The 20,148-nt window shown below is 57.5% G+C and carries 23 protein-coding genes; 15 read left to right on the top strand and 8 right to left on the bottom strand.

Features of this window, described 5'->3' with window-relative positions; all coding sequences use genetic code 11:
• The first annotated feature begins 13 nt into the window (after window positions 1-13).
• On the top strand, window positions 14-712 hold the full coding sequence (locus BSK21_RS08795) for a phosphatidylcholine/phosphatidylserine synthase (protein ID WP_067546211.1): 699 nt from the start codon (window positions 14-16) through the stop codon (window positions 710-712).
• On the opposite strand, the gene BSK21_RS08790 is transcribed toward BSK21_RS08795, so the two are convergent.
• Together BSK21_RS08790 and ileS are read right to left on the bottom strand one after the other, a co-directional pair.
• Complete coding sequence (locus tag BSK21_RS08790; RefSeq protein WP_067546208.1) at window positions 709-1,125, bottom strand: GNAT family N-acetyltransferase; 417 nt, start codon at window positions 1,123-1,125, stop codon at window positions 709-711. The genes BSK21_RS08795 and BSK21_RS08790 overlap by 4 nt on opposite strands.
• Window positions 1,126-1,170: 45 nt before the next feature.
• Window positions 1,171-4,068 (bottom strand): isoleucine--tRNA ligase, encoded by a 2,898-nt coding sequence (ileS, locus tag BSK21_RS08785; RefSeq protein WP_067546204.1) that lies wholly within the window; start codon window positions 4,066-4,068, stop codon window positions 1,171-1,173.
• Window positions 4,069-4,285: 217 nt separating this feature from the next.
• Here ileS and BSK21_RS08780 point away from each other — a divergent pair, with 217 nt between their 5' ends.
• Complete coding sequence (locus tag BSK21_RS08780; RefSeq protein ID WP_367639000.1) at window positions 4,286-4,795, top strand: group III truncated hemoglobin; 510 nt, start codon at window positions 4,286-4,288, stop codon at window positions 4,793-4,795.
• On the opposite strand, the gene BSK21_RS08775 is transcribed toward BSK21_RS08780, so the two are convergent.
• A complete protein-coding gene (locus BSK21_RS08775; protein WP_067546201.1) occupies window positions 4,792-5,859 on the bottom strand; it encodes a YeeE/YedE family protein in 1,068 nt (355 codons plus the stop codon). The genes BSK21_RS08780 and BSK21_RS08775 overlap by 4 nt on opposite strands.
• A gap of 144 nt (window positions 5,860-6,003) precedes the next feature.
• On the opposite strand from BSK21_RS08775, the gene BSK21_RS08770 reads away from it, so the two are divergent.
• The 3 genes from BSK21_RS08770 (at window position 6,004) to BSK21_RS08760 (ending at window position 8,603) form a co-directional block, all read left to right on the top strand.
• Window positions 6,004-7,236, top strand: coding sequence for an MFS transporter (locus BSK21_RS08770; RefSeq protein ID WP_067546198.1), 1,233 nt, complete (start codon window positions 6,004-6,006; stop codon window positions 7,234-7,236).
• Window positions 7,237-7,249: 13 nt separating this feature from the next.
• A complete protein-coding gene (locus tag BSK21_RS08765) occupies window positions 7,250-8,128 on the top strand; it encodes a 50S ribosomal protein L11 methyltransferase (RefSeq protein WP_067546197.1) in 879 nt (292 codons plus the stop codon).
• Between the two features lie 109 nt (window positions 8,129-8,237).
• The gene (locus tag BSK21_RS08760) at window positions 8,238-8,603 is read left to right on the top strand and encodes a hypothetical protein (RefSeq protein ID WP_067546195.1); all 366 of its coding nucleotides are present in this window, start codon (window positions 8,238-8,240) and stop codon (window positions 8,601-8,603) included.
• 82 nt (window positions 8,604-8,685) lie between these two features.
• Here BSK21_RS08760 and BSK21_RS08755 read toward each other — a convergent pair whose 3' ends face one another.
• On the bottom strand, window positions 8,686-8,895 hold the full coding sequence (locus tag BSK21_RS08755; protein WP_067546194.1) for a DUF1127 domain-containing protein: 210 nt from the start codon (window positions 8,893-8,895) through the stop codon (window positions 8,686-8,688).
• A gap of 317 nt (window positions 8,896-9,212) precedes the next feature.
• On the opposite strand from BSK21_RS08755, the gene ruvC reads away from it, so the two are divergent.
• From ruvC to ruvB, 3 genes are read left to right on the top strand one after another with little or no spacing between them, the layout of a single operon-like run.
• Window positions 9,213-9,722, top strand: coding sequence for a crossover junction endodeoxyribonuclease RuvC (gene ruvC / locus BSK21_RS08750; protein ID WP_067546184.1), 510 nt, complete (start codon window positions 9,213-9,215; stop codon window positions 9,720-9,722).
• Entirely contained in the window at window positions 9,719-10,372 is a 654-nt protein-coding gene (gene ruvA, locus BSK21_RS08745) for a Holliday junction branch migration protein RuvA (RefSeq protein WP_067546181.1), read from the top strand. The genes ruvC and ruvA overlap by 4 nt, the downstream gene beginning before the upstream one ends.
• Before the next feature lie 3 nt (window positions 10,373-10,375).
• Window positions 10,376-11,392: a Holliday junction branch migration DNA helicase RuvB gene (gene ruvB / locus BSK21_RS08740; RefSeq protein WP_067546178.1), complete on the top strand. Its 1,017-nt coding sequence runs from the start codon at window positions 10,376-10,378 to the stop codon at window positions 11,390-11,392.
• A gap of 28 nt (window positions 11,393-11,420) precedes the next feature.
• Here ruvB and metG read toward each other — a convergent pair whose 3' ends face one another.
• Complete coding sequence (metG, locus tag BSK21_RS08735; RefSeq protein WP_067546176.1) at window positions 11,421-13,133, bottom strand: methionine--tRNA ligase; 1,713 nt, start codon at window positions 13,131-13,133, stop codon at window positions 11,421-11,423.
• A gap of 137 nt (window positions 13,134-13,270) precedes the next feature.
• On the opposite strand from metG, the gene BSK21_RS08730 reads away from it, so the two are divergent.
• From BSK21_RS08730 to BSK21_RS08720, 3 genes are all read left to right on the top strand, one after another.
• Entirely contained in the window at window positions 13,271-13,729 is a 459-nt protein-coding gene (locus BSK21_RS08730) for an outer membrane beta-barrel protein (protein ID WP_067546175.1), read from the top strand.
• Window positions 13,730-13,870: 141 nt separating this feature from the next.
• Window positions 13,871-14,905: an aldo/keto reductase gene (locus BSK21_RS08725; protein ID WP_067546172.1), complete on the top strand. Its 1,035-nt coding sequence runs from the start codon at window positions 13,871-13,873 to the stop codon at window positions 14,903-14,905.
• A complete protein-coding gene (locus BSK21_RS08720) occupies window positions 14,905-15,387 on the top strand; it encodes a lipocalin family protein (RefSeq protein ID WP_067546169.1) in 483 nt (160 codons plus the stop codon). Before BSK21_RS08725 ends, BSK21_RS08720 begins: the two co-directional genes overlap by 1 nt.
• On the opposite strand, the gene BSK21_RS08715 is transcribed toward BSK21_RS08720, so the two are convergent.
• Both BSK21_RS08715 and BSK21_RS08710 read right to left on the bottom strand, forming a co-directional pair.
• Entirely contained in the window at window positions 15,381-16,067 is a 687-nt protein-coding gene (locus tag BSK21_RS08715) for an NUDIX domain-containing protein (RefSeq protein ID WP_067546166.1), read from the bottom strand. The two genes, BSK21_RS08720 and BSK21_RS08715, sit on opposite strands and share 7 nt — an antisense overlap.
• A 17-nt stretch (window positions 16,068-16,084) precedes the next feature.
• Window positions 16,085-16,474: a DUF983 domain-containing protein gene (locus tag BSK21_RS08710; protein WP_067546163.1), complete on the bottom strand. Its 390-nt coding sequence runs from the start codon at window positions 16,472-16,474 to the stop codon at window positions 16,085-16,087.
• A 200-nt stretch (window positions 16,475-16,674) separates the two neighbouring features.
• Between BSK21_RS08710 and BSK21_RS08705 the strand changes: the two genes are divergently transcribed.
• From BSK21_RS08705 to BSK21_RS08690, 4 genes are all read left to right on the top strand, one after another.
• Window positions 16,675-17,217, top strand: a complete 543-nt coding sequence (locus tag BSK21_RS08705) for an EF-hand domain-containing protein (RefSeq protein WP_156529506.1) — start codon at window positions 16,675-16,677, stop codon at window positions 17,215-17,217.
• Window positions 17,218-17,300: 83 nt separating this feature from the next.
• Window positions 17,301-17,891, top strand: coding sequence for an RNA polymerase sigma factor (locus BSK21_RS08700; protein WP_067546155.1), 591 nt, complete (start codon window positions 17,301-17,303; stop codon window positions 17,889-17,891).
• Complete coding sequence (locus tag BSK21_RS08695) at window positions 17,878-18,246, top strand: hypothetical protein (RefSeq protein WP_067546152.1); 369 nt, start codon at window positions 17,878-17,880, stop codon at window positions 18,244-18,246. Before BSK21_RS08700 ends, BSK21_RS08695 begins: the two co-directional genes overlap by 14 nt.
• Before the next feature lie 2 nt (window positions 18,247-18,248).
• Window positions 18,249-18,725, top strand: a complete 477-nt coding sequence (locus BSK21_RS08690) for a periplasmic heavy metal sensor (RefSeq protein ID WP_067546149.1) — start codon at window positions 18,249-18,251, stop codon at window positions 18,723-18,725.
• Here the strand turns inward: BSK21_RS08690 and BSK21_RS08685 are convergent.
• The gene (locus tag BSK21_RS08685) at window positions 18,722-20,104 is read right to left on the bottom strand and encodes a diguanylate cyclase (RefSeq protein WP_067546146.1); all 1,383 of its coding nucleotides are present in this window, start codon (window positions 20,102-20,104) and stop codon (window positions 18,722-18,724) included. The two genes, BSK21_RS08690 and BSK21_RS08685, sit on opposite strands and share 4 nt — an antisense overlap.
• Window positions 20,105-20,148: the final 44 nt, after the last annotated feature.

Below are 20,148 nucleotides of genomic sequence, written 5' to 3'. Positions count from 1 at the left end.
TCATTTAGCCCCAATGACACTATCACACAAAGCCCTCGGCGTTCACCTTCTCACCGCAACTGGCGCAGTTTTTGCGATGCTCGCTATGCTCGCTGCCGTCGATGGCAATTGGAGCTTGATGTTCCTCTGGCTGGTCGTCGCGTTCTTTGTGGATGGGATCGATGGGCCGTTGGCGCGGAAATACGATGTCAAAACCAATAGCCCGATCTATGACGGCGTGCTGTTGGACCTGATCATCGACTATCTGACCTACGTCTTTGTGCCCGCCTACGCGCTGTTCAAACACCCCGAAATGTTGCCGGGTTGGACGGGCTGGGTGGCGATCATGGTGATCACGTTCACATCTGCGCTGTATTTCGCGGACACCCGTATGAAAACAAAGGACTATTCGTTCTCTGGTTTCCCGGGATGCTGGAACATGCTGGTATTGGTCGTCTTTGCGATCCGCCCCGATTACTGGGTGATCCTCGGCCTCGTGGTCGTGCTGTCGATTGCGATGTTCTTGCCGATCAAATTCGTTCACCCGACGCGCACCGCTCGCTGGCGGTTCGTGACTTTGCCGATGGCGCTGGCGTGGACAGGATTTGCGGGCTGGGCCGCTTGGGTCGATTTCCATCCCGAAAGCTGGGCGCATTACGGTCTGGTGATTACCTCTGTTTACTTGATTTCGGCAGGCGCTATGCAGCAGGTGATCTACGGCAAAGATGGTTAAAGCGGCTTTGTCATCAGGCGATGCGGGATTCCTGCATCGTCAAACACTGGCCCCTCAGCGGTGAAGCCTAGTTTCTCATAAAACGGAATGGCGCTGACCTGCGCATCGAGGCGGGCCTCGGTGAAACCAATGTCGCGGGCGTGATCGAGCAGAGCCTCCATCAGCCGTTTACCCAAGCCGGTTCCACGAGCCTCTTTCATCACGGCAACGCGCTGCACCTTGGCATAACCACGGTCGAGCAGGCGTGCGGTTCCCATCGGCACTCCGTCTAGCCGCGCGAGGAAGTGGGTGCATTGGTCCTCTAGATCGTCCAGTTCCAGTTCTGGCGGCACGTTCTGTTCGCCCACAAAAACGGTGGTCCGGATGTCATAGCAGGCCTGACGGTCTGCGGCTGTGGTGACGATCGTGATCATGTGGTTCCTCGTTGTGAAAAGGGCGCCCGAAGGCGCCCAGATCTGTTATCCCAGTGCCGCGTCACAGCGTCCGCAGACGCCCGCGTGGCTGTGGGTGCCAACGTCTGGAAGGATTTTCCAGCAGCGTTCGCATTTCTCACCGTCCGCCTTTTCAAAGACGACGGCCACGCCCTCAACCTCGCCCATGCGGAAGGCTTCAGCAGGGGCAGGGTCGTTTGTGAGCATGACGCCAGAGGTGATGCAGAGGTCGTCAAACGCCACGGTTTTCAGCGCTTCAAGCACGTCTTTGTCGTCAACGTGGACGACAGGCGCGGCCTCAAGGCTTGCACCGATGACCTTATCACGGCGCTGGATTTCCAGTGCTGCAGTCACAACGCGGCGCACCTTGCGGATGCCAGCCCATTTTGCGGCCAAGGCTTCGTCTTTCCACTCTGCAGGTGTTTCTGGGATATCGACCAGATGCACCGACGCGCCGTCCTCTTTGTGACGCTCGAGCCAGACCTCTTCCATCGTAAACACGAGGATCGGGGCCAGCCAAGTGGTCAGACGGTTGAACAGGATGTCGAGAACCGTGCGCGATGCGCGGCGGTTCAGGGTATCGCCATCACAGTAGAGCGCGTCCTTGCGGATGTCGAAGTAGTAGGCAGACAGGTCCACGGTCGCAAAGTTAAAGAGCGCTTGGAATACGCCTTGGAAATCGTATTCGGCATAGCCCTTGCGAACGACCTCATCCAACTCAGCCAAGCGATGTAGTACCCAGCGTTCCAGTTCTGGCATGTCTTTCGGATCAACGCGATCGGCCTCTGTGAAGTCGTTGAGCGACCCCAGCATAAAGCGCATGGTGTTGCGCAGACGACGGTAGCTGTCCGCAACGCCCTTGATGATCTTATCGCCGATGCGAAGGTCAGCGGTATAGTCGGACTGTGCCACCCACAGACGCAGGATGTCTGCGCCGTATTCGTTACATACGTCTTCGGGGGCGACGGTGTTGCCGATGGATTTAGACATCTTCATGCCCTTTTCATCCAGCGTAAAGCCGTGGGTCAAAACGCCCTTGTAGGGCGCGCGACCTTTGGTGCCGCAGGCCTGAAGCATGGACGAATGGAACCAACCGCGGTGCTGGTCGGTGCCTTCGAGATAAAGATCAGCGATGCCGTCCGCTGTGCCGTCTTCACGGTCGCGCAGAACGAATGCGTGGGTCGAACCCGAGTCGAACCAAACGTCGAGCACGTCAAAGACCTGGTCGTAGTCGTCAGGGTTCGCATCGTTGCCGAACACGCGCTCTTTGAAGCCATCGACATACCAAACGTCGGCGCCACCAACCTCGAACTCCTCAGCGATGCGAGCGTTGATCGCCGCGTTGCGCAGGAGGAAATCATCTGCGGTCGGCAGGGTGTCTTTTTTGACGAAGCAAGTCAGCGGAACGCCCCACGCGCGTTGACGCGACAGAACCCAGTCAGGACGTGCTTCGATCATTGAATAAAGGCGATTGCGACCCGTTTGCGGGGTCCATTTCACGAGTTGGTCGATCGAGGTCAGCGCACGTTCGCGGATGGTCTTGCCATAGGTGTCCTGACCATCGTTCACGTCCTTATCAATGGCTGCGAACCACTGTGGCGTGTTGCGATAGATCACCGGAGCCTTGGACCGCCACGAGTGCGGGTAGGAGTGCTTCATCTTCGCCTTGCCAAACAGTGCGCCCGTGTAGGCCATCTGTTTGATGTTGGCGACGTTCGCAGGACCTTCTTTACCATCGGGCAGGATCACATGCATGCCAGCAAAGATCGGCAGGTCAGCGCGGTAAGAGGAATCCTCGGTCACGTTGTAGGTCATCGGCAGGCCGAATTTCAGGCCGAGCTGATAGTCGTCGTCACCGTGCGACGGCGCGGTGTGAACAAAGCCTGTGCCAGCCTCTTCGGTCACGTGATCGCCGGGTAGCATTGGGACGTCGTAGTCCCATTCGCCATTGCCGTCTTCGACACCACGATAGGGGTGTGCGAGGATCATGCCTTCGAGGGCATCAGCAGAGACATCGCCAATTTTTTCGAAAGCAGTGACGCGAACGCCCTGCATCACCGACTCGGCCAGCGAATTGGCGAGAAGGACAACCTCGCCAACGGTCGCGGCAGAGTGCTCGTGAACTTCGGTCACTTTGTAGAGACCGTATTCGATGGTCGGGCCATACGCGACAGCGCGGTTCTGCGGGATGGTCCACGGGGTCGTTGTCCAGATCACGACGGTAAAGTCGTCGTCTGATACCTTTTCGCCACCCGAGACAGGTTTAAACCGCACCCAAACCTGATGGCTGGTGTGGTCGTGGTATTCGACCTCGGCCTCGGCCAGCGCGGTTTTCTCAACGGGCGACCACATCACAGGTTTCGATCCCTGATAGAGCGTGCCGTTCATCAAGAGCTTCATGAATTCTTCGGCGATCACACGTTCCGCGTGGAAGTTCATCGTCAGATAAGGATCGGCCCAGTTGCCGGTGATGCCCAGACGTTTGAACTCTTCACGTTGGATGTCGATCCAGCCCTCGGCGAACTTGCGGCATTCTTGACGGAAGTCGACAACGTTCACTTCGTCCTTGTTCTTGCCCTCAGCACGGTATTTTTCTTCGATTTTCCATTCGATCGGCAGACCGTGACAATCCCAACCCGGAACGTAACGCGCATCTTTGCCCAGCATCTGCTGCGAACGGACGATAAAGTCCTTGAGGATCTTGTTCAGCGCGTGACCGATGTGCAGGTGGCCGTTCGCATAAGGAGGGCCATCGTGCAGGATGAACGGAGTGCGGTCAGATTTTTCACGAAGGCGATCGTAGATGCCGATCTCGGCCCAACGGGCAAGCCATTCGGGCTCGCGCTGCGGCAGGCCAGCACGCATCGGGAATTCTGTTTCCGGCAGGTTTAGGGTGTCTTTGTAGTCAGGTGTGTCGGCGCACATGGTGGCGTCCTTTTCACGAAAATTCGGTCAGGATGGGTAGGATCGGTGCGAAGTCTCAGACACCTTGGCCCGGCCGCTCTGGTTTCAGAGAGCCGGGTTCGTAATTCGAATAATGATCGGGTTACGTGCCATCATGGGCGGCTTATAGGACGGGCAGGAATTGGCGTAAAGTCTATGTGGCCACCTGACTAAAATTGCCGCATCTTGTTCTTTGTCAATGTGGGCTCAGATTGGCTTTGCTAAAGTTTATCGTGTGATCGGTCGTGCGTTGGGGGCGATCACCGATTGGGGGTTTCCGACGTTGAAAGGACGGGCCATGTCGTTACTGTCGCCCCGTTTCCCGATCTCTGAGCAAGAGGTCGAACTGGTTGTTCACGAATTCTATGCCGTCGTGCGAACCCATCCCGGATTGGGGCCGATCTTTAGCAAGCACGTGACGGACTGGACCGCTCATGAGGCCAAGATTGTCAATTTTTGGCGCAATGTGATCTTTTTCGACAAGGTCTACGACGGCAATCCGATGCGTGCGCACATGCATGCGGGCGACGTGCGACCGCAACATTTCGACGTTTGGCTTGGCTTGTTCGACTCCGTCTTGCGCCGTCACCTCAACCCGCTGCAGGCTGCTGCGTGGTCAGAGTTGGTCCACCGGATCGGACGAGGTTTGCGGATTGGCGTTGAGGAACGTCATCGCAATGCAGTCAACCCGCCGAGGCTCGTCGGTTAAAGCTCCGACACGCGCGCGATGCGCTGATCGAGAAGGAAGTCGGTGACCATCCCGCCGATCCAGAATGCGGTCAGCGCGAGCCATGCGGTGCCCGCAAAGACTGACCCACCTGTGACGCCCGCGCCGATTGCGCAACCACCCGCCAGCATCCCGCCAAACCCCATGAGGGCTGCCCCTGTGAGGGATCGCCGCATATTGGCCTCCGACTCAAAGCCTTGGAATTTGAACTCTTTGGTAAGGACCGAGGAGAAGAACGCGCCGATGAATACGCCCGGAACGAGGCCCACAGGGAATTCCAGAACAGCGTTTCCACTATCGAGCAGGAACATCAACGTGTTGGCCGAAGGGCCGGTAAACGTAGCACTTTCGATTGGGTAAGGGTCAAACGCCACGCGGCTCAATGCTGTTGTAAGCGCCCAACCCAGCGCCACGGCAAAGCCCACGCCCGCCCCAAAGATCAGGCGGCTGGCGCCTATTCGGTTCTTGCGGGCGATGATCAGGGCGAGGATGGCGAGCATCAGACCAAAGGCCAAACCGCCCCATTCTGGCAAGTGCAGCGTGGTTAAAAGGTCTACATTGCGTCCGCCTGAGGTGATCCATTGCGAAGCGATCCAGTCACGCGGCGCCTTGAGCCAGCCACCCATCGTCATCTGCGCAACCACGGCAAAGACCATACCCGACACCAAACTACGCAGGTTCCCTGTCGCGGCTAGAACCAGCAAACGCCCCGAACAGCCCCGCGCCATGATCATACCGACACCGAACATTAGACCGCCGACAATCGCGCCTGACCAACTGCCGGGGATGGCCATGATGCGTGCCTCAGGAATGTCGATGTAGCCCAATAGCCCTGCCGCTTGCACCCAGACCACCGCGGTCGAGAAGGTCAGCAGCCAGACTGCGACCTTGTCCCCCATCTGGCGGCGGGCAAACTCCACGGTTGCAGCGCGTAGGCAAAACCGCGACCGTTGTGCGGCCACGCCAAAGGTGATGCCCGTGATGACCCCCATCAAAAGAGCCGTGCGGCCTTCACCCAAAGTTTCGACGATGGATAGTAAATCCATATTAGCCTCCCCGCTACGATGCTTCTCTATACATCTGAATGTCTGAATACTGGACTCTGAAATGCGAAATCTTTGACCCAGATCAGACAGGGCGGGGCGGTAAAATCACTCGCCTTAGCCCATAAAAAGGCGTATCGGGCGGACATGAGACGCATTTTCCCACTGAATGACGCAGACCAGTTGCCCCTGTGGCGACGTCCGATTGCGTTATTGTTCCTGATGGCGATGGGAATGCCCGTTGCGTTTTCGATCTGGTCGGCGCTGTTGAACAACTTCGTCGTCGAGGTCGCCAACTTCCAAGGCGACGACATCGGCCTGTTGCACACCGTCCGCGAAATCCCAGGGTTCCTCGCCATCGGCGTGATTTTGATCTTGATGGTGGTGCGCGAACAGGTGCTGGGCCTTTCGGCGCTGCTGCTCTTAGGCGTGTCTACGGCAGTAACAGCATGGTTCCCGACCTTGGGCGGGATCCTGATGATCACCACCTTCAGCTCGATCGGGTTCCACTACTTTGAGACGGTGAACCAATCGCTCCAGCTCCAGTGGATCGACAAGGCCAAGGCCCCGCAAACGCTGGGCTGGTTGATGTCGGCGGGATCGGCGGCGACCTTGGTGGCCTATGTGCTGGTTGTCATGACGTGGAAAAGCTTTGAACTGTCGTTCAACACGGTCTACCTCATGTCAGGCGGCTTTACCGCGCTGGTCGCGATTTACTGCATGGTCGCTTTCCCGCAGTTCGAAGCCCCAAACCCCCAGATCAAGAAATTCATCCTGCGCCGTCGATACGGTCTCTATTACGCGCTGCAATTCATGGCGGGTGCCCGTCGGCAAATCTTTGTCGTCTTTGCTGGCTTCATGATGGTCGAACGGTTCGGATTTGAGGTGCATGAGGTCACAAGCCTCTACCTCGTCACCCTGATCGCCAACATGCTGATCGCGCCCGTGTTGGGGAAAATCGTCCATCTCTGGGGTGAACGCCGTGCTTTGGTCTTTGAATACACGGGCCTGATCTGTGTGTTCTTGGCCTACGGGGGTGTCTATTGGTTCGGCTGGGGTGTTGCTATCGCGGCCACGCTTTATGTCGTGGACCATATTTTCTTTGGTCTCGCGCTCGCGCTGAAAACCTATTTTCAAAAGATCGCCGATCCTGCGGATATTGCACCGACCGCTGCTGTGGCCTTTACGATCAACCATATCGCGGCTGTGTTCCTGCCAGTGCTCTTGGGGCTATTGTGGCTCTATTCTCCTTTTGCCGTGTTCATCCTTGCGGCCTGCATGGCGTTTGTTTCGCTTTGCCTATCGCTTCTTATCCCGCGTCATCCTATGGCTGGGCATGAGACTATTTTCACGCGGCCCGTCGCCGCTCCTGCTGAATAAAGACGATACGATCATGACTGACCTGACCTACTCCGCCATCGCTGTTGTCCCCTCCCTCGAACAGGCAGAGGCGTTGGCCGCTGATTGCGAAAACCTGTGGCCAGAGCCCACTGGCGTTGGAAGCTTTGAGATCGAGGATGGTTCGGGCCTGTTCGAAGTCGCCGTCTATTTCGTCGAAGAACCAGATCGGGCAGGGCTGGCGCTGTTATCGACGATGCATGGCGCAAAGGACTTTGTGATTTCCGAAGTGCCGCAGATCGACTGGGTCGCTCATGTGAAGCGTGAATTGGCTCCCGTCGAGGCTGGTCGTTTCTTTGTCTACGGCAGCCATGATGCGGATAAAGTCCCAGAGGATCGTATCGCGCTGCTGATCGAGGCCGCGATGGCCTTTGGTACGGGACACCACGGCACGACCTTGGGCTGCCTGCGCGCCTTGGATCGTTTGGCGGACGCAGGTTACGCACCTGCACACACCATCGACGTGGGGTGTGGCACCGCTGTCTTGGCGATGGGTGCTGCGCGTCTCTGGCCTGATACAGTTGTTCTTGCATCCGACATTGATGCAGTCGCTGTTGAGGTTGCCGAGGCCAACCTGTCGGCCAACGGCATGTCGGGCAGCGTTCTGTGTATTGAGGCCGCAGGCTTTGACGCGCCAGAGATTGGCGCCGCCGCACCCTATGACCTGATCTTTGCAAACATCCTCAAAGGACCTCTGATCGCCATTGCACCAGACATGGCGCGCCATTCGAAATCGGGCACCGTGTCGATCCTGTCGGGCATTCTGAACGAACAGGCCGATTCTGTGCTGGCAGCCTACCAAGCGCAGGGATTTGGGTTGAAAAACCGTGAATCCATCGGTGATTGGACAACACTGACCCTCATTTTCGAGTAATGTTTCCAAATCAGTGCTCGGACGGCCCTAAATTGGACGAAATTAGCAGCTAATTTTATCGAAATATTAGGTGTTTTTGTGCGGTGGGGGCCGTGCCGGAGGTAATCCTATGGCTGATAATAAAGCGACGTTCGATGCACGTCTGAAACAAATAGAGCGGACCTATCAGGTCCGTATGGCCAATGGCGTAGATCATGTGGTTCAAAGTGACGGGCTGATCGTAGCGCGTGCCCGACGCCGTGCGCCCCACATCCCGTTCAAAGGGCTGTTCACGATGGTCGTCGCGCTGATTGCATTCAAGGTCATCGTTCTTCTTTACCTTGGTGAGATGGCTTACAATCAACGCATTGATATGATGCGGGCTGGAACAATGCTCGACCGTTCGGGAGCATGGATCATGCAGGCAGACGTTGTCAGCCGCACATTGGCGGCCCAGATTGATCGTGGGGTCGCTAACGTTTTGATGATGCGATGATCGTTTCAGCATTCGAAAACGCAAAAGGCCACCGTTGAGGTGGCCTTTGTCGTATCGTCGATTGTGCGTGAACTAGGTCAGATTAGAACGACCCAGTGCGAGCGAAGTTATAGATGTCGCCGCGGTTCAGACCGATGTCATTCAATTCACGTTCGGTCAGTTTCTCCAGAACACGCACGGTTTTGCGAGATTCGTTCCAGAGTTGAATGTTGGTGATCACGTTGTAGACGAACGAAACGGCCTGATAGGCCAGACGCGGAGTGTACGCGGTGGTGGTGTCAACCATAGCCATAGCTTTGTCCTTCATGGGTCGGGTCGCCGCAGTGCAGCGATGTTGTCTTGATGGTCGCCATTTAGTTGCGGAAAAAATCAAAAGCTATAGTCGGTTTTGCATAGTTCTTATGCGTTTTTGGAATGCCTTATTTTTGGACAAACGGCCTTGTTTTTAAGCTTCGAATTCCGTCGCGGCCGAAATTTGAAGTGTCGTTTTTAGGGTCGTTTTTGCGTCTCTCGCAGGTGCGGCATGAAAATCTGCTTAATATTGCGACTTGGCGTTTGTTCTCTTTTTGTGCTACTTGTGACCGAAAGAGCATACAAAAAGGAACAGGCATGCGCGTCATCGGCATCGATCCGGGGTTGCGAAATATGGGGTGGGGAATCATTGATGTCTCTGGCTCGCGTCTTTCGCACGTTGCCAATGGGGTCTGTAAATCGGATGGCGCTGCGGATTTGTCCGATCGTCTATTGTCGCTCTATTCCCAACTGACTGAGGTCTTCGCGACCTATCAGCCTGATGCTGCAGCGGTCGAACAGACCTTTGTGAACAAAGACGCGGTTGCCACCCTGAAACTGGGGCAGGCGCGGGGGATTGCGTTGTTGGTTCCTGCGCAGGCTGGGTTGCGCGTCGGGGAATATCTACCCAACGCCGTGAAAAAGGCGGTGGTCGGGGTTGGACACGCGGATAAAAAACAGATCGACCACATGGTGCGGCTGCAATTACCTGGCGTGAAAATCGCGGGCGCGGATGCGGCGGATGCCTTGGCGATTGCCATTTGTCATGCACATCATTGTCAATCAGCGGGCCACCTGTCCCGCGCTATCGCAAAGGCTGGCGTATGATTGGAAAGATTTCGGGGATCGTAGACTATAAAGGTCTGGATCATGTTCTGATCGACGTGCGCGGTGTCGGCTACATTGTTTACTGTTCCGATCGCGTGATGGCGACGATCCCTCCGATTGGTCAGGCGGTTGCGCTGTATACAGATCTGCTCGTCCGTGAAGATTTGATGCAATTGTTCGGCTTTTCGACCTTGGTGGAAAAGGAATGGCATCGTCTGCTGACGGGCGTTCAGGGCATTGGCCCGAAGGCGTCACTTGCGATCCTTGGCACGCTCGGCCCCGAAGGGGTGAGCCGCGCGATTGCGCTCGAGGATTGGTCCGCGATTGCCCGCGCCAAGGGTGTCGGCCCGAAAACCGCGCAAAAGGCCATTCTGGAACTCAAAGGCAAAGCGCCAAGTGTGATGGCAATGACAGGCACAGAAGCCACCGTTTCTGATGACGTGATCGAGGCCGAACCTGCGCCGAAACCCCGCGCTGCCCCGCCCAAAGTGTCGAGCGCGCAGCCAGAGGCGCTGTCGGCCTTGCAGAACCTCGGGTATTCGCCCTCTGACGCTGCGGGCGCTGTAGCGCAGGCGCTGAATGATACGCCCGACCTTGATACCAGCCAGCTCATTCGTGCGGCGCTGAAACTCCTAGCCCCGAAAGGCTAACCGATGGACCGCACCGAAGAACTGACGCCGGACCGCAAACCCTCTGACAATGACCGTGCTCTGCGTCCGCAGGGGCTAGACGAATTTATCGGTCAGGCCGATGCGCGGGCGAACTTGCGTGTGTTTATCGAGTCCGCGAAAATGCGGGGCGAGGCGATGGACCACACGTTGTTCCATGGTCCTCCGGGTCTTGGTAAAACGACGCTCGCGCAGATCATGGCGCGCGAGTTGGGCGTGAATTTCCGCATGACCTCTGGCCCTGTCTTGGCCAAGGCGGGGGATCTGGCGGCAATCCTCACCAACCTCGAGGCGCGGGACGTTCTGTTCATCGACGAAATCCACCGCATGAACCCGGCAGTCGAAGAAGTGCTCTATCCTGCGCTGGAGGACTATGAGCTGGACCTCGTCATCGGTGAGGGACCTGCGGCACGTACTGTTCGGATTGAACTTCAGCCCTTTACGCTCGTTGGGGCGACGACTCGTTTGGGCCTGTTGACCACCCCGCTGCGTGACCGTTTTGGCATCCCGACGCGGTTGCAGTTCTATAATGTCGAAGAACTGCACCAGATCGTGACCCGTGGCGCGCGGCTGCTTGGGGCGCCTGCAGATGATGACGGGGCGCATGAGATCGCGAAACGCGCCCGTGGCACACCGCGTATCGCGGGGCGTCTGTTGCGCCGTGTTGTCGACTTTGCCGTGGTTGAGGGAAATGGGCGCGTCACCCGCGAAATTGCGGACCGTGCGCTGAACCGTCTGGGGGTCGATACACTCGGCCTTGATGGGGCGGACCGTCGGTATATGCGCCTGATGGCCGAAAGCTACGGCGGCGGGCCTGTTGGGATCGAAACTCTCTCTGCCGCTTTGTCCGAAAGCCGTGATGCACTGGAAGAGGTGATCGAGCCTTACCTCTTGCAGCAGGGCCTCATTCAGCGCACCCCGCGCGGACGGATGCTCACGCAGAGTGCGTGGCGGCATCTAGGGTTAGAAGCCCCGCGCAGCCAACACGACATGTTCGATTAAAAAAGCCCGCCGTTTGGCGGGCTTTCTTTTAGGTGCGGACGCCAGCAAAGCGCTCTTGCCACTCTTCGCGTTCCTCATCTGTGATTTTTCGGAAGAGGTTTTCGGGTACAGCAAAGCCGTGGCCAGCGGGCAGGGCGTTCAGCGCTTCGGCCACATCGTCGGGCCAAGCGCTGTCGTCGGATTTCATTGCAGCCAACATCGCGTCAGAGGCATCAGGGATGAACGGCGCAGAGAGGATCGCGTAGAAACGGATCAGGTTCAGGCCGAACCGAACCTGTGCGGCAGCGGTTTCGGGATCTTCCTTAAAGGTCGACCACGGGGCGGCGTCTTGAAGGTATTCGTTGCCGATCACCCAGATCGCACGCAATTCGCCCGCCGCTTTGCGAACCTCGATCGCGTCCATAAAGCCTTCGTAGGCTTTGACGCGTTCGGTCAAAGCCGCGATAACTGCGGCCTCTTTTTCACCGAATGCGCCACCAGCCGGGACTTCTTCGCCGAATTTGGAACGGCAGAACTTGGTGATGCGGCTGACAAAGTTGCCCAAAACGTCGGCGAGGTCTTTGTTCACCGACTGCTGGAAGTTCTCCCACGTGAATTCAGAGTCTGACGATTCAGGGGCGTGCGACAAAAGCCACCAGCGCCAGTAGTCCGCAGGCAGGATTTCCAGCGCCTGATCCATGAACACGCCGCGACCACGCGAGGTCGAGAACTGACCTCCGTCATAGTTCAGGTAATTGAATGACTTGATGTAATCGACGAGCTTCCATGGTTCGCCTGACCCAAGGATGGTCGAAGGGAACGACAGGGTATGGAACGGCACGTTATCCTTGCCCATGAATTGGGTGTAGGTCACGTCTTCTGCGCCTTTATCGGTGCGCCACCAGCGTTCCCAATCCGCGCCTTTGCCTGCATCGACCCATTCCTGCGAGCAGGCGATGTATTCGATGGGTGCGTCGAACCAAACGTAGAAGACTTTGCCTTCCATGCCCGGCCAATCTTCGCCGCCTTTTTTCACAGGAACACCCCAATCGAGGTCGCGGGTGATGCCGCGGTCCTGAAGGCCGTCGCCATCGTGCAGCCATTTTTTCGCAATCGAGGTCGTCAGAACGGGCCAGTCTTTTTTGCTATCGATCCACGCGTCCAACTGATCCTTCATCGCGGTTTGACGCAGATAGAGATGTTTGGTCTCGCGCATTTCCAGATCTGTCGAGCCAGAGATGGTCGAATGCGGGTTGATCAAATCAACAGGGTCGAGCTGTTTTGTGCAGTTGTCACACTGGTCGCCGCGTGCACTGTCGAAACCGCAGTTCGGGCAGGTGCCTTCGATATAGCGGTCGGGCAGGTATCGGCCATCGGCGTGGCTATACATCTGCGTTTCGGACACTTCGCGGATCAGATCGTTTTCCGCCAGCTTTGCCGCGAAATGCTGGGTCAGCGCGTGGTTTTGTTCGCTCGACGACCGACCGAAGTGATCGAATGAGAGGCGGAAGCCTTCGGCGATGCGGGCCTGAACTTCGTGCATCTCTGCGCAATACTCGGCAACGGGCTTGCCGGCCTTTGCAGCGGCAAGTTCCGCAGGGGTGCCGTGTTCATCGGTCGAACACAGGAACAACACTTCGTTACCGCGACCACGCTGGTAGCGGGCGAAGAGGTCAGCGGGGAGCTGCGAACCCACAAGGTTTCCAAGGTGTTTGATCCCGTTAATATAGGGAATTGCCGAGGTGATCAGGTGTCTTGCCATTGTTCTATCCTATGCGCGGTTATCCGCCTTTTAGCGGGGCATCGTGCGGGACGCCAGCGCCTAAGGACTCTTCCGTATGATCGCAGGTTAGCGTATTATTCGCGTCAGAGCAGTTCACTAAAATCGGGAACAACCCAATGAAAACCCTCCTCCTCTCTGCGGCACTCTGCTGCGCAGGCGCATTTGCCTCGGCACAAGACATTTATGCTGGCGGCGCCTTTGATTACGCGAACCCACATTCGGGCGACGCGAGCCTCGGTATCACCGTTTTGGGCGGAATGCGTTTCGGCGCTGGCGCTGTCACTTTCGGCCCCGAAGTTGACTACAGCCTGACCAATGATGGTGATTACGGTGCACTGCGTCTGCGTGCGATGGCGCGTCATGATACAGGCGTGATCGCTCTTATGGGTGGTCTGGGCTACACCAACTATGACCTCGACAGCGGCGGTAGCGCGGACGGCCTGAACTTTGGCCTCGGTCTGGATTACGAATTGGGCGCGAAAACCGATCTGCGCGTCGAGGTGATCCGCGACATGATGGACAGCGGTCAGTCTGACGTGACCAACATCCGCGTCGGCACGACATACGCGTTTTAATCCCAACCGATCCAAAGGGCGCCGAACAGGGCGCCCTTTTTCTGTGCGCCAACGCAGAGTGATGACAGCGCCCGAGGGGTTGCGTCGACAGGCGGGACGGTTAGGGTTGCGCTAACAATTTTTCTACGCGGGATTAACCATATGAACATGCTGCAACTCGGCCGGACGGGTATCGAAGTTTCTGATTGGTGCCTCGGCACAATGACCTATAGCCGCCAAACCGACCAAGACGACGCCTTCCGCCAGATGGATATGGCGCTCGAGGCGGGTATCAATTTCTTTGACGTTGCTGAGATGTATCCAGTGAACCCTGTCTTGAAAGAGACGATGGGCGATTCCGAAAAGGTGCTGGGCAATTGGTTCACGAAGTCAGGTCGCCGTAGCGACGTTGTCGTGGCATCAAAGATTTGCGGTGACAGTGGGTTCCGCCCTGGTGGGTATAACGGCAAGTCGTTCGAAGAGGCGCTTGATGTGACCTTGTCGCGTTTGCAGACAGATTACATTGACCTGTTCCAACTCCATTGGCCGAACCGCGGTAGCTACCACTTCCGTCAGAACTGGGGCTTTGATCCGTCGAAGCAGGATGCCGCGAAGGTCGAAGCCAACATGATCGAAACGCTCGAAGCAGCTGATCGTGCGGTAAAGGCAGGTAAAATGCGTGCCTTGGGGCTGTCTAATGAGTCCGCTTGGGGGACGATGAAGTGGGTCACGCTTGCGGAAAAGCATGGCTTGCCACGTATGGCTTCCATCCAGAATGAATATTCGCTTTTGTGCCGCTTGTTCGACACGGACATGTCTGAAGTCTCTCTGCACGAAGATGTAACGCTTCTGTCCTATTCGCCTTTGGCTGCTGGCCTTTTGACTGGCAAATACCAGAATGGCGCTGTGCCCGAAGGGTCGCGCCTGTCGCTCAACGGTGATCTGGGTGGTCGCAAGACCGACCGTGCCTTTGCTGCGACCCAAGCCTACCTCGATCTGGCGACCAAACACGGTATCGATCCTGTACACATGGCGATGGCGTGGCAGCGTCGCCGTCCGTTCCCGATCTCGGCCATCTTTGGTGCGACGTCGGCGGAGCAGCTGGCGCATCTTCTCGCGGGCGATCAGGTATCGCTCTCGGATGAGGTTATGAAAGAGATCGACGCGATTCACCGTCAGCATCCGATGCCCTACTGATGAAATCCTTTCTGGCCCTGTCCGTCCTCTGTGCGAGCCTGATTGCCTGTGCAAAGGCAGGGCCAGAAACCATCACCAGCTATCGGGACCGTAGCGTTCCGATTGCCTCGCGGGCGGTGTTTGATCCTGCCGCGTTTGAAGGAAACTGGCGTATCATCGCGGGATTTCCCAATGCCGATACCCCCGATTGTGACCCCGTTCTTTCCGTTGACCGCACAATGATCCTGACGGGCTGTTCGGGTGGGAATGCCTATGCAGGCGGCCCTGCGCGGTATCTGGGGCAGGGGCGGTATACAGTTGATGCTGATCCGATGTGGGTGCTCTGGCTGGCCGAAGATGGGCAAGCCGCCGTTATCGGTACACCTGACGGATCAATGGGCGCGATCCTTGCGCGGGACACGATCAGCGCGGATCGCTATCGTGCGGCAGTCACGATGCTGGAATTCAACGGATATAAGACGGACTATCTGCAGCGCTACTGATCGAGAGGGGATTTCCCGCCCAGTCGCGTGACCAAATGGGCCTCATCATCGTTGCGGAAAAACGGAACGAGGTCGGGTGCGCCCGCATTGTGTAGGTTCTTTGCGATCTCGGCCAAAACGACCTCTGTGATGAACGGTAGATCAAAGCTGCGCGCTTGATCCAGCGGCACCCATTGCAGGTGACGCAATTCGTCTTCAGCGCCAGAGAAATCATCGGGGTCCGTGGCGAGCCGCTCTGCATCGACGAGCAAGAAACGTGCGTCAAACCGACGAGGGCGACCTTCGGGTGTGACGGCGCGGAAGACGAACTCTAGGCCAGATGGATCAGGTAGATAGCCCGCAGCGGCAAAGCCACGCCAACCTTGCGGGGCGTCTGGCCAGTCGCCTTTTGTCCCGATGATCTGACCTGTTTCCTCCCACAATTCGCGGATGGCTGCGGCGATGATCGTGGTGGCGGTGAGGTCGCTGTCTTCGTTCAGGCGGGACTGTGTTGGCTCTGACAAAGCGGCAGCCATCGGCACCAACCCATCGTTCGGATCTATCGCGCCGCCCGGAAAAACGAACTTGTCAGGCATGAACGCCGCAGAGGACCCGCGCTGCCCCATAAGGACCGCGGGATTGGTTAAACGATCACGAATAACGATGATTGTTGCGGCGTTGCGAAGTGCGGATTTGTCCATCGTGTTCCCTTTCGGGATCAGGCGTTGCCGAACCCATGCATACGTTTCGCCCATTGCATCGCAACAATGAAGCCCTTGAACCTCGGAAGAAGATAGAGCGATAGCGCCACACAGCCAACCGTAAATCCAGTTGCCATGACCAGAGGTTCGGGGCGGAAATTGATAAAGATCACATGCATGAGGATGCCCATCAGGTGACCAACGATCAGGATGGTGAGATAGGCAGGGCCATCGTCGGCGCGGTGATGCGAAAGCTCTTCACGGCAGACGGGGCATTGGTCGGCAACCTTGAGGTAACCCACAAACATATGTCCTTCGCCACAAGAGGGACACTTGCGACGTAAACCACGCAGCACCGCTGTCTTGGTGTCGCGTTCTTCGATGATGGCTTCGACGTGTTGAGTCATGCAGGTCTCCTTGGCGTAGGCTCCTTCCTGATCGTTTCGGCATAAAAAATAAAGGGGGCAATCTGTCCTTGCGGCCCGATGTCGCAAAGGCTGTGAGGTCGAGAGAAAAAATCTGCGACGGAAAGCCAGAGCTGCACCGTATTAAGGTCAACCCAGGCAGTTGAGGGCCATGGGGAGAAACCTCGAAAAGGAATACAGAAATGAAAACCAAATTTATCATTGCGGCAGTTGTTGCTGGTCTTGCTGCGACGTCTGTTTCGGCTGCAGGCTTTGGTCGTGGAGATGATGCGGGTCGAATGGGTGGCCGTATGATGCAGGCGCCGATGGATTTCGCATCGCTCGATACCGACGGTGACGGCGTGCTGACCTTGGAAGAACTGCAAGCGATGCCAGCCGCGAGGTTTGCAGAAGCGGATACCGATGGGTCTGGCACCTTGAGCCAAGATGAAGTTGCCGCAATGGTCACAGCCCAGATGGAGCAGATGGCGGCAAATCGCGCCCAGATGATGATCGCAGAGCGTGATACCGATGGTGACGGCGTTTTGTCTGCTGAAGAGCTTCAGCCGAACAACGGTCAGGGTCTGGCGATGATGTTCGCGCGTCTCGACGCGGATGCGGATGGCACTGTGACTGCCGAAGAGTTTCAGACCGCGCAAGCCCAGATGGGTCAGCGGATGCAGCGTGGTGGCGAAGGCCACGGCGATCACGAACGCGGTGGGTTCTTTGGTCGCCAAAGCCACTAATTGCTAGAATATCTTCGGTGGCCTGCCACGCAGGTGGGCCACTGATTGCAGCACTCGAAAAGACCAGATACCCCTGACGGTTAATGGATATGGCCTTTGATCAATATGATGACGCACCAGACGGAGCGCTCTTGGTGGCTTTCGCCAACGGCGACCGCGCGGCGGCGCGCCTCTTGGCGATCCGATTGACGCCCCGTGCCTTGGGGCAGGCCTACCGCATGTTGACCGACCGTGCCGAGGCCGAAGACGTGGTTCAAGACGCGCTGATGCGGTTGTGGAAAATCGCACCAGAGTGGCGGCAGGGTGAGGCACAGGTGTCAACCTGGCTCTATCGCGTTGTCGCAAACCTCTGCACCGACCGATTGCGGCGGCGCAAACGCAATGTCGGGATTGATCAGATCGCAGAACCCGAGGACCCGACGCCAAGCGTCACGGATCGGATGCAAGATGATGCGCGCCAAAGGGCGCTGGCGGACGCCTTAGCGTCCTTGCCAGACCGACAGGCGCAAGCGGTGGCTTTGCGTCACCTAGAAGGGCTTGGTAATCCTGAGATTGCCGAGATCATGGAAATAAGCGTTGAGGCCGTAGAAAGCCTGACGTCTCGTGGAAAACGTGCCCTCGCTGCTATCCTTGCTGGGCGCAAAGCGGAATTGGGGTTTGATGATGACCGATAAACGGACTGACCTGACCGATCTTGAACTCGACGATCTGTTCGCCTCTGCGCGAACGGCCGATCCCGATCCGACTGATGATTTTATGGCGCGTCTCTTTGCCGACATTGATGACGTGGCCGATGGGTTTGAACAGGTCACTTTGCCGACAGAGGACCGCCGTTCGCTCTTGGCCTCGCTTTGGGCGGCGCTGGGTGGATGGGCTGGGGCCTCTGGTCTGGCGGCTGCGGCTGCGGCAGGGCTTTGGATCGGGATTTCTCCACCCTCGAGCCTTAGCTCTGTGACAGATGTAATTTGGGCCGATAGTGTCGATGTATCACTATTTGCCTCCGAAGATATTCTCGGGCTGGAGGGGTAACTATGACCACCGATATACCAAAGAGCCGGATGCGGCTGGGCCTGCGTATCCTACTGATCGCCTCGCTTGCGTTGAACGTGATGATCGTCGGCGTTGTGGCAGGCGGCATCATGAAAGGTCGTTCGCCGGGACCCTTTGGCGGGTTTGATATGACCATCGGGCCCTTTGCAGAGGCCTTGGGCGATGATGATCGCCGCGCGATCCGTGCGGAATTACGCGACCGACGCGATATTCGTCCGCCGCGGTATGAAGATCGCATTGCCGCGATGGAAGGTTTTTTAGACTCTGTTCGCGCCGAGAATTTTGACCCATCAGCTATTGAAGCGATGTTTGCAGAGCAGCGTGCCCGCGCCAGCAATGCAATGGAGGCAGGGCAACAAGCGTTGCTCAATCGGATCACCGCGATGGACAACGATGAACGTGCACGATTTGCGGAACGTCTAGAGCGCGAATTGAGGCATGGCGGGGACCGCCGTTAGGCCGCTGTTCGCGCTAATGTCACCGCATTACGGCCCGATGATTTGCTGTCATAGAGGGCCGCATCTGCGCGTTCGATAACGTCTGTAACATCACAGTCGTCACCCGTGCCCAAGGCAACGCCGATGGACAGCGTAACCCCCACGGGCATTTTCCCAGCACCAATCGACAAGGGCGTGTTCTGCACGATGTCGCGGATGCGTTCTGCCATTTTGCGGGCTTGATCGACGGGCGTGTCGGGGAGGGCGATCAGGAACTCTTCGCCGCCGATCCGCGCCACCAGATCCACGCTGCGCAAATTGTCACGTAAGATTTCAGCAACGCCGGCAATGACCCGATCCCCAGCGCTATGGCCAAAGCTGTCGTTCACGAGCTTAAAATGATCAATGTCGAGCGCCATAACCGCGAAACTGCGCCCCGTGGATTTTGAACGCTCGGCCATGGCGCGAAGGTGCGGGATCGCGTAGCGGCGGTTGTAGAGCCCCGTGAGGGGATCGGTCACTGCAGCCTTCAAACCTGTCTGAACCGTATCCCGCAATTGCGCCATCCGTTGCTTGCGCCGAATGAGTTTGCGGGCCCGAAGTCCGATTTCAGCAGCAGTCGCGTGGGACGGCACCACATCATTCGCGCCAACGTCGAGCGCCATAGGGGATAGGTCGCTGCCCGCGGAGGGGGTGATCAGCAATTGGGCTGCGTGGCGGGTGTCAGTACGGCTCCGCAAATCAGCGATGAGGCGGAACAGTTGGCGGTCATCGGTGTCAGGGTCGAACCCGCGAGCGTCGATGATAAATAGGTCGGGCACGTTGCCTTGGGCCATGAGCACATCTTCGGGCGTTTTCTGCTGGACCGAGGCAGCGAGCGCTGCCCCCAATTCGCGGCAGAACGTTGTTGAGTGGTTTGGCTGGGCCGCGATCAGGGTCACAGCGCCCGCTGCCACGAAAACCTCCGTTGCTTCGGCAAAGCCTAACGCGCGGCTCGTATCATCGCGCAGCCGTAATTCATCGTCCGCCGCGCGGGCGCGCAAAAGGCTGCGGATACGGGCCAAAAGCATCTGATCCGACATCGGTTTTTCCAGCACATCATCCGCCCCGCAGATCAACGCGTCGAGCCGTTGAGATGGGCTATCGAAATATCCCGTGGCGATGATCGGGATATGACCAGTGTCCGCCGTGTCTCGCAAATCCTGACAAAACTCGCGCAGGGCAGGCGGCAATTGGGTCATCTCGATCAGGCAGAGATCAAAGCCACCTTCGTTCATCGCCTCACGGGCTTCTGCAACATTGGCACAGGGTGTCACCTGATATTGTGCAGAGGCCAGTTTGACCTTGAGCACGATGCGGTTCGTGGCAACTGTATCGATGATGAGGATTCGTCCCGCCATTCTGGTTCTCCACGGCTGTGGGTTAAGGATGCGGCGAAAATGGT

Source organism: Marivivens sp. JLT3646, from assembly GCF_001908835.1.
GTDB classification, from domain to species: domain Bacteria; phylum Pseudomonadota; class Alphaproteobacteria; order Rhodobacterales; family Rhodobacteraceae; genus Marivivens; species Marivivens geojensis.
The sequence above is the reverse complement of the archived record's forward strand: the minus strand, read 5'-3'. Positions and strand labels throughout refer to the sequence as shown.